Annotated in this window: 8 protein-coding genes; 3 read left to right on the top strand and 5 right to left on the bottom strand. The window is 63.1% G+C overall.

Annotation, left to right across the window (positions count from 1 at the left end; translation table 11 throughout):
- A partial coding sequence (locus KF827_RS16325) for a pentapeptide repeat-containing protein (RefSeq protein ID WP_291007633.1) occupies positions 1 to 952 on the bottom strand: 952 nt, incomplete at its 3' end.
- 145 nt (positions 953 to 1,097) lie between these two features.
- Here KF827_RS16325 and KF827_RS16320 point away from each other — a divergent pair.
- Both KF827_RS16320 and KF827_RS16315 read left to right on the top strand, forming a co-directional pair.
- Entirely contained in the window at positions 1,098 to 1,667 is a 570-nt protein-coding gene (locus tag KF827_RS16320; RefSeq protein ID WP_291007631.1) for a PilZ domain-containing protein, read from the top strand.
- 121 nt (positions 1,668 to 1,788) lie between these two features.
- Positions 1,789 to 3,474, top strand: coding sequence for a Na/Pi cotransporter family protein (locus KF827_RS16315; protein ID WP_291007629.1), 1,686 nt, complete (start codon positions 1,789 to 1,791; stop codon positions 3,472 to 3,474).
- Positions 3,475 to 3,501: 27 nt separating this feature from the next.
- On the opposite strand, the gene KF827_RS16310 is transcribed toward KF827_RS16315, so the two are convergent.
- Entirely contained in the window at positions 3,502 to 3,831 is a 330-nt protein-coding gene (locus KF827_RS16310) for a DHCW motif cupin fold protein (protein WP_291007627.1), read from the bottom strand.
- A gap of 116 nt (positions 3,832 to 3,947) precedes the next feature.
- On the opposite strand from KF827_RS16310, the gene KF827_RS16305 reads away from it, so the two are divergent.
- Positions 3,948 to 5,660, top strand: a complete 1,713-nt coding sequence (locus tag KF827_RS16305) for a tetratricopeptide repeat protein (protein ID WP_291007625.1) — start codon at positions 3,948 to 3,950, stop codon at positions 5,658 to 5,660.
- A 3-nt stretch (positions 5,661 to 5,663) separates the two neighbouring features.
- Here the strand turns inward: KF827_RS16305 and KF827_RS16300 are convergent, their stop codons facing one another.
- Genes KF827_RS16300 through KF827_RS16290 form a run of 3 tightly spaced genes read right to left on the bottom strand, consistent with a single transcriptional unit; the run spans position 5,664 to position 9,278 of the window.
- Positions 5,664 to 6,800, bottom strand: coding sequence for an acyl-CoA dehydrogenase family protein (locus tag KF827_RS16300; protein ID WP_291007623.1), 1,137 nt, complete (start codon positions 6,798 to 6,800; stop codon positions 5,664 to 5,666).
- 10 nt (positions 6,801 to 6,810) lie between these two features.
- Positions 6,811 to 7,326, bottom strand: coding sequence for a GNAT family N-acetyltransferase (locus tag KF827_RS16295; RefSeq protein ID WP_291007621.1), 516 nt, complete (start codon positions 7,324 to 7,326; stop codon positions 6,811 to 6,813).
- A complete protein-coding gene (locus tag KF827_RS16290; RefSeq protein ID WP_291007619.1) occupies positions 7,323 to 9,278 on the bottom strand; it encodes an acetyl/propionyl/methylcrotonyl-CoA carboxylase subunit alpha in 1,956 nt (651 codons plus the stop codon). Before KF827_RS16290 ends, KF827_RS16295 begins: the two co-directional genes overlap by 4 nt.
- Between the last annotated feature and the right edge of the window lies 1 nt (position 9,279).

Raw genomic sequence — 9,279 nt, 5'->3', positions numbered from 1 at the left:
CCGCCTTGCGCAGATCGGCGCCGATGAAGCTGGCAAACATCAACTGGCTGCGGCTGAACAATGCGCCGGCCAGATGGGCATCATGGAACACCGCCGCGCGCAGGTCGCAGCTTGAGAAATCCAATCCCTGCAGGCGCATGCCGGTGAACACCGCACGCTCGCCCTCGGCACCATTGGAGGCGATCCAGCGGCCATGGGCGGCCAGCCGGGCTTCCACGTCGTGGGGCAGGTGGGATTCCGCGCGATAAATCGCCCCCATCATGTTGGCGCCGGTGGTATCGCATTGGCTCAGGTCTACGCTGCGCAGATTGGCGCCGCGCAGATCGGCGCCGGTCAGCCTCGCACCTTCCAGTCTGGCGCCGACGAATGTGGTGCCTTTCAGCTTGGCGCCGGAAAAATCGGCATTGGTGAGGTCGGCGCCGGTGAGGTTGACGGCAAACATGGCGGCGGCGGCGAAAGTGGCGCCGACTGCGTTGGCATTCGACAGATTGGCCTGATCCATCTGGGCATTCTTGAGATTGGCCTCTTCCAGATTGGCGCCGCTCATGTTCACCGGCACGGATTGCCCGGCTTCCTGCCCGTCGGCGCCATCCACGCGCATGATCTGGCCCGGCCGCAGATCGGTCTGGCGGAAAGAGGTCTGGCGCAATGTGGCGAGCACGAAATTGGCGCCGCGCAGATCGGCGCGGTCGAACACGGTGCGGGTCAGATCGGCGCGGGTGAAATCGCTGCCGAACAGATCGGCGCGGATCAGCTGTGCGCTCACAAGACTGGATTGCGCAAAGTTACACCCGGGCAGGATGGCATCATCCAGCTTGGCTTCATCCAACTGCAGCTTGGAGAAATCCTCCCCCTTGCGCTGCAGGCGCTCGCCACCATTGCGCCCGGCCAGATAGGCGGCGTGGCGCGAAAGCGCCCAGATTACAGGCTGTGGCGGTAGATGGGTGGTCATGGCTTCCCGGTAAAGCTGCAAGGCCAGAATAGGTAAAGAGATCGGCCGCGACCAGGGTTTTCCACAGCACTTTTCCTGAAAAGCTTTTACTGGTTGCGGGGCGGAGATAAACTTTCCGCTGAACCGATCCGGCCGGGAGGCCAGCATGGCGAGCAACAGCGGCAAAGCGAAGCAGGGTGTGGCTGTAAAGCCCAAACCCGGCAAGGCAGCAGATATCAACCGGCGCCGCTTCAATCGCCGCGATACCGCCATTCCAGCCTGGCTCAGCCATGCCGGCCAGCGTTTCGATGGCCATGTCACCAATCTTTCGCTGGATGGCTGCCTGTTCAATCCGGCACCCGACCTGGCGATTGATTCCAAGGTGAAGATCTGGCTGTCCGACCGTAAGGCAGCAGTGAGCGGACGTGTGGTGATGCGCAGCGAACGCGGCCTGCATTGCCGGCTCAGCGTGGCGGCGCCAACCTTGGCACGCATGTCGGCCGAACTGGATGACATGGCCTTGCTGCTGCTGGGCGCTACCCGCATTGCGGCGGCAGAACCGCCGATGCCGTTGCCGATGCCGAAGCGGGCCGCTGTAAAAAAAGCCGCGCCGAAGCCGGTTGAAAAGCACGCGGCCAAGCGGCAGCCAGCGGCAAAGCCAGTCAGGAAAGCCGCCAAAAAGGCGGTTGCAAAATCTCCCGCCAAGGCAAAAAGCGCAGCTAAGAAAAAGCGTTAGCCCTTGTAATCCCAAGCCTGAAACAAATTTCAGTTAGAGTGATCGTCGAATCGGGTGTAATAAAACCGTAACATTCGATTCGATAAGCTCGCTCGACCGGATTACAGGCCTGGTAATGGGTATGAATGCCACCGCATTGGTGATCGATCTGCTGGGCGGCATTGCGCTGCTGCTCTGGGGCGTGCGCATGGTACGCACCGGCATGACGCGTGCGTTCGGCGCCCGGCTGCGTCGTGTGCTGGGCCATGCCACGCGCAACCGGTTCACGGCTTTCGGCGCCGGCATCGGCGTTACCGCCCTGCTGCAATCGGCCACCGCCACCGCTTTGCTGGTGGCTTCCTTTGCCGGACGCGGGCTGATCGGCGCCACGGCTGCGCTGGCAGTGATGCTGGGCGCGGATCTGGGCACCACGCTGGCCGCGCAATTATTCTCGCTCAATCTGCATTGGGTGGGCCCGCTTGCCCTGGTGGCCGGCGTAGGGCTTTTCCTCAGCGGCGATAGCGGCAGCCGCCGCCATATCGGCCGGCTGCTGATCGGCTTCGGCCTGCTCTTCCTGGCGCTCAAGCTGATCGTTTCGGCCTCGGCGCCGCTGCGCGATGCGCCGGCTTTCATCGCCGTGCTGGCGCCTCTGGCACAGGAACCCCTGCTGGCCATCATGCTGGCTGCCTTGCTTACCTGGGCGGCGCATTCCAGCCTGGCCATCGTGCTCACCATCGCCGGTCTGGCCAGCACGGGCGCCTTGCCGCCGGTGCTGGCCCTCTCGTTGGTGCTGGGTGCCAATCTTGGCGGCGGCATCGCTCCGCTTACCGGTACCGCCGGCCAGCCGGCCAGCGCACGGCGCGCGCCGTTGGGCAATCTGATCATGCGCGGCATCGGCGTGCTGATTGCCTTGCCGCTGATCGATCCGCTGCTGGGCTGGCTGCTGGCTTTCGGCCCGGAAAGCCGGCTGGCGGTGAATGCCCATACCGCGTTCAATCTGGCTCTGGCGGTGTTGTTCTTGCCGCTCTTGCCGCTGGTGGAAAGACTCTGCCGCCGGCTGATGCCCGATGCCGCCACGGCAGAAACCCTTGCCGCGCCGCGCTATCTCGATGAAGGCGCGTTGGATACGCCCAGCGTGGCGCTGGCCGCCGCGGCGCGCGAAACCCTGCGTCTGAGCGATATCGTCAGTGGCATGCTGAACGATGCCATGACCGTGTTCCGCACCGATGATGCCCGGCTGGCCAAAGCGGTGGAACAGGCCGACAATCAGGTGGATCGCCTGCATGAGTCGATCAAGCTCTATCTCACCGAATTGTCGAAGCATGAGATGGACAGCGCCGAAAGCCGCCGCCATGTGGATGTGCTCACCTTCACCACCAATCTCGAGCATATCGGCGATATCATCGACAAGAATCTGATGGAACTCGCCGCCAAGAAGATCAAGCACAAGCTGGCTTTCTCAGCAGAAGGCCTGCATGAGTTGACGGAATTCCATGCCCGGGTGGCGGCGAATCTGCAGATGGCCTGCAATGTGTTCATGGCCAACGATGCCAAGCTGGCGCGGCAATTGCTGCGTGAGAAGACCGCTTTGCGCGAGGCTGAACGCCAGGCCGCGGAGAATCATTATCGCCGGCTGGCGCAAGGCCGCGCCGAAAGCATCGAAACCAGCGCCATCCATCTGGATGTGATCCGCGACCTCAAGCGGATCAACAGCCATCTCACCGCCGTGGTCTATCCGATCCTGGAACAGACCGGCGAGTTGACCGCCTCGCGGCTGAAAAGCGGTGAAGCGGCACCTGCCGGCAACGGCAAACCCAGCCCGGCCTAACCCACCCAGACTTAGTCCACCCCGGCCTTAATCGACGATGAACAGTTTGGCGCCGATATCGGTGCGCGAGCGATGCGGCTCGGCATTGTCGGCCACCTGATAGCTCTGTCCGGGCTTCAGGGTGAAAACCCGGCCGTCTTCCAGTTCGGTGACCAATTCGCCGTCCAGCACCAGCAGGATATGGCCCTTCACGCACCAATGATCGGCGAGATAGCCCGGCGTGTATTCCACCTGCCGCACGCGGATCGGGCCGAAATTCCGGGTGCGCCAATAGGCCATGCCGGTTTCGCCCTTATGCTCGGTGGCGGGGATGGATGCCCAGTCTGTGGTGCCGAAGGGAAGGTCGTTGATCTGCATCGGGATGATCCTTGGCGAAGGTCCGCCTGTATAGCCGAAGGGCGACAACCTTTCGATTGCCCGGGGCGGGTTTTTTTGCCAATTTGAGGATGAACAACAGGACGCTTAGATTCGTCATGCCCAACGGCGTTTTCTCTTCCGGGTATTCCGTTCGAAAATTCAGCCTTCTTCTCGCGGCATTGCTGCCGCTGCTGGCCGGCTGCAATGCCGGCATGCAGCAAGCGGCGCGGCCTGCCTCTACAGCGGGCCAGACTGCACAGCGCGCAGCCGATCCGATCCTGGAGAAACAGCTCAGCGCTTATGACGAGGCCACGCAGCTTTCCAGCCGGCCGGCGGTGAAAGCCGAAAATCAATTCCGCAAGGGCGTGGCACTGATCGGGGCGCGCCGGTCAGCCGATGCCATCGCGGTATTCGAGGCGATGATCGCTGCCTGGGGCGACGAAGCCGATGTGGCGGTGCAGCGCTTTGTGATGGCGGGGCAGCTCAATGCCGGCGCGCAATACCGTATGCTGAAGCAATACGACAAGGCGCTTGCCACTTATGAGGCAGCCGCCCGGCGCGGCGCCGATGCCAGCGACGATGGCCTGCGGCGCAACCGGGCTGCTGCCAAGGCGGATATCGGCGAGGTGCAGATCGACCGACAGCAATATGCCGAAGCCACAGTCTCGCTTCGCAGAATGCTGGCCGAGGAATGCGGTGCGCCAGAGCCGATAGCCGGGCAAACTTGCTTGCGGGCGCGGCGGCAATTGGCCTGGGCATTGCATAAGCGCGGCCTGAATGACGATGCATTGGCGACCTTGAACGAGGCCATCCAGCGCCCTGGCAATGCCAGCGCAACGCCGCAGATACGCGAGGAAATGACCCGCATCCACGCGCGCAAGGCCATGCTGCTTGCCGATGTTTTCAAACGGCCGGCCGAAGCAGTTGATGCCTATGGCGAGGCGGTTAAGGTCGGTATGCAGGCCAATACCCCAACGGCGCGGTATTGGAGCGCCGTGTCGTTGTTCAATCGCGGCGTGGCGCTTAACGGCCTGGGCCGTCGCCAAGAGGCGTTGGAGAGCTATGACCGTGTGCTGTTGTATTTCGACAGCTATAACGATCAGGCTCTGATATTGCCGCTCGGTTATGCCTTGCTGAACAAGGCCTATGTGCTGCAGGCCTTGGGCCGTCCGGCCGAGGCGCTGCCGGTTTACGAGGCCGCTCAGCGCAAGGCGGCACAGTTCCGGCCCGATCCGCGGCGCGACCTGATCGGCCTGGCACAGCTCGGCAGCGGCCGGGTGCTGACACGATTGCAACGCTATGACGAAGCCATTGCCCGTTTCGACGATGCGATAACCACCTTCAAGGCTGCGGCCAAGGGCGAACTTAATGAATTGGCGGCCCAGGCCGCAAATGCCAAGGCGACAACGCTTGATCTGCAACGCAACCGCCAAAGCGTGCTGGACCAAATGGCCAGTTTCGACAAGGCGCTGGCTGCGGCGCGTGAAAAACCGGAGCCGGCGCGCAGCCAAGGCGTGGGCGCCACGCTGCTGCTGCAAGCCACCACCTATATGGTGCTGGGCATGCATGGCGAAGCGATAACGATTTTCGACAGGCTGGACGCCGATTATGGTGGCAGCACCGATACCGTGTTGCGCGGTATTGCCGCCCGCGCCTTGCAGGGCAAGGCTCTGGCGCAGCAGGGCCAAGGCAGCAATGCCGATGCAGCACAGACCATGCGGCGCTTGATCGAGCGGCATAAGGATGTGCAAGCCGGCCCGGCATCAATGGCGGTGCGCGAAGCCGAAAAGTGGCTGCAGAATAATCCGCAGCATGATCCGGTGGGGTGAGGCCTACCAGCCCATTTGCCGGCTGGCCAGGTCTTTCATGATTTCTTCCGCGCCGCCGCCGATGGCATTCACCTTCACCTCGCGGTAGATGCGCTCCACCTTGGCGCCGCGCATATAGCCGGCGCCGCCGAAAATCTGCACGGCTTCTGACGCGCAGAAAGCCAGCGTCTGCGTCGCCTGGTTTTTCAGCATGCAGAGTTCGGCTACCGGGCTTTCGCCCTGGTCCAGCCGCCAGGCGATATTCTCCAGCATGGCCTGGGTGGCGTGGATGCGCTGCGCCATGTCGATCAGCTTGTGGCGCAGCACCTGATGCTTGATCAGCGGTTTACCGAAGGTCTCGCGCAGCTTGGCATAGGCCACCGCCTCGTCATAGGCCACGCGAGCGAAGGCGTTGGAGGAGGCGGCCAGGCCCAGTCGCTCATCGTTGAAATTCATCATGATGCCGAGGAAGCCGGCATTCTCCGCGCCGATCAGGTTGCTGGCTGGCACGCGGCAATCGTCGAAATGCAGGGTGGCGGTGTCGGAAGCCCACCAGCCCATCTTTTTCAGCGGCGTGCGGGTGAAGCCGGGCGTATCGCGCTCCACCAGCAGCAGCGAGATGCCGCCCATGCCCGGCCTGCCGGTACGCACCGCCACGGTATAATAATCCGCGCGCATCCCTGAGGTGATGAAGGTTTTCTCGCCGCGCAGGATGTAATGCTCGCCATCGCGTTTCGCCGTGCTGCGCAGATTGGCTACGTCAGATCCGCCACCCGGTTCGGTGATGGCCAGGGCGGAAATCTTTTCGCCGGCCAGAATCTGCGGCAGCACGCGGGCCTGCATCTCGGGCGTGCCCAGTTTGGCGATCGGCGGTGCGCCGATGGTGTGGCTCATCAGCGAGGCGCAGATGCCGCCGGCGCCCGCCCGTGCCAGCTCTTCGGAGGCGATGATGGCATAGAAACGATCCGCCTTGATGCCGCCGACGCTTTCCGGGAAATTCAGCTGCAGCAGGCCGATTTCGGCCGCCTTGCGATAGAGCGCGCGCGGGAATTCGCCGGCCTCGTCCCAGGCATCGGCATAGGGTTCGATCTCGCGGGCCACGAAGCGGCGCACTTGCTCGCGGAAGGCATCATGCTCGGCTGTGTAATAGGGCGATGCCATGGCTGGTCTCTCAATCCTGCGAGGGCGGCCGCAGCCGTGCCATCATGATGATGTCGTCGTAGCGGCCATCCAGTTTACGGGCGCGGCGGCGGGTGCCTTCGGTCTCGAAGCCGAATTTCCGATACAGTGCGATGGCCGGCATGTTGCTGGCAAAAACCTGCAATTCCACGCGCTCCAGGCCGCAATGGCCGGCCTGTTCAATGGCCGCCCGCAGCAGCGATTCGCCCAGGCGGTGGCCGCGATAGCCCTGATCCAACCCCATGCCCAGCCGCCCCACATGGGAAAAGCCCGGCCGCGTGGAGCTGGGCGGATCGGCATGGATATCGCACCAGCCCACAACATCGTCGCCATCGCAGGCCACCACGAAGGGCAAGCCGCGCTTCAGCATGTTGGCAATGAAAAACTGCGCCTGTTCGGCGCTGGGCGCTTCGGTGAAGGCGATATACACGCGCTCATGCGCCACACGATCCAGGCAGGCGCGATAGCTCTCGGCATCCTCGATGCGGATCGGCCGGATTTCTGTCATGGCTTCAATATGGCCAGGATTTGCCGCGTGGCCACCTGATCATTCACGGCCACGCTCAGGCTTTCCAGCACACCATCCATGCGCGCCACGCATTCATGCTGCATCTTCATGGCTTCCAGCACCACCAGGCTCTGGCCCCGGCGCACGGCATCGCCGGGCTTGGCCAGCAAGGCCACGATCTTGCCATTCATCGGGGCGCGCAATTCGGCCTCGCCGCTGCCGTCTTCCGCATTGCGCGGCAAGTACGTGATGTCGGTTAGCCGCAAATCCTGTGTGCCGATCTGCAGCAGCAGGTCGTCGCCGGCAAAGCGATGGAAGGCATCGCATTCCGTGTCATCCAGCCGCAGCCGCAAAGCACCGTTTGTAGTGTTCAGCAAGGTTACGGCGATGGCGGCATCGGGCAGGCTGACGCGATAGCGATGCGGCCCCAGGGTTTGAATTTCGGTTTTCACCACGGTCTCATCCAGACGCAGCGCTATCGGCGAAAGCATCACGCCATTGCTGGACCATATCCGTGCCGGGTCATGACCCTGCGCCCGTGCGCCGGCCTCGAAAAACAGCACAGCGGCTATGGCCAGGGCTTGCGGGCTGGCCTTGGGCGTTTGCGGCGCGGCGAAATGCTGGGGGATGAAATGCGTGGTTGCCTGGCCGTTTGCGAAAACCGGATGGCGCAGCAGGTCGATCAGGAAACCGCGATTGGTTTCGATGCCCAGCGCGCGGGTATTTTCCAAAGCTTGGATCAGCCGGCGGCGGGCTTCCTCGCGCGTGGCGCCATGAGCGATGATCTTGGCGATCATCGGATCGTAATAGGGGGAAATCAGTTGTCCATCATAAAGCCCATGATCCACGCGAATGCCGCTTCCTGCCGGCGGCTGCCACGCGTCCAACCGACCCGATTGCGGTAAAAACCCTTTGTGCGGCGCCTCGGCATAAAGCCGCGCCTCGATGGCATGGCCTTTGGGCGCGATATCGCTTTGCTCGAGAGATAGAGCCTCGCCGGCGGCCACGCGGATCTGCAAGGCAACGAGATCGACGCCATAGATTTCTTCGGTGACCGGATGCTCCACCTGCAAACGCGTATTCATTTCCAGGAAATAGAATGCGCCATCGCCGCCCAGCAAAAACTCCACCGTGCCGGCGCCGATATAGCCGATGGCCCGGGCGGCTGCCACGGCGGACTCGCCCATACGCGCCCGCAGAGCGGCATTCACCGCCGGCGAGGGCGCTTCTTCCAGCACTTTCTGATGCCGGCGCTGCACGCTGCAATCGCGTTCGCCGAAATGCAGCAGATTGCCATGGCTGTCGCCGAAGATCTGGATTTCCACATGGCGCGCATCCAACACGGCCTTTTCCAGAATCAGCTCGGCACTGCCGAAAGCATTCAGTGCTTCCGACCGTGCGGTGGCGATGGCAGCGGGCAATTCTTCGGCCTTGTGCACCAGGCGCATGCCGCGCCCGCCGCCGCCGCTCGCGGCCTTCACCATCACCGGCAGGCCGATCTTTTCCGCCTCTGCAATCAGGCATGCATTGCTTTGATCCTCGCCCTGATAGCCCGGTACGCAGGGCACGCCGGCCGCAATCATGCGCCGCTTGGCCGCCGCCTTGTTGCCCATGGCGGCGATGGCTTGCGGCGGCGGGCCGATGAAAGCCAGCCCGGCTTCCGCGCAGGCTGTGGCGAAATCGGCATTCTCCGACAGAAAGCCATAGCCCGGATGCACCGCGCCGGCGCCCAGTTGTTTGGCTGCTGCGATGATGGCCGGAATGCTCAAATAGCTTTGCGCCGCTTCCGCCGGCCCAATACACAAAGCAGCATCCGCCATGCGCACATGCGGCGCTTCGGCATCGGCCTCGGAATAAACCGCCAGCGTGCGATAGCCCAGTGCGCGGGCCGAGCGGATCACCCGGCAGGCGATTTCCCCGCGATTAGCAACCAGAATGCTGTCGAAGCGCATA

This window comes from Ferrovibrio sp. (assembly GCF_019636075.1).
Lineage (GTDB): Bacteria > Pseudomonadota > Alphaproteobacteria > Ferrovibrionales > Ferrovibrionaceae > Ferrovibrio.
The sequence above is the reverse complement of the archived record's forward strand: the minus strand, read 5'-3'. Positions and strand labels throughout refer to the sequence as shown.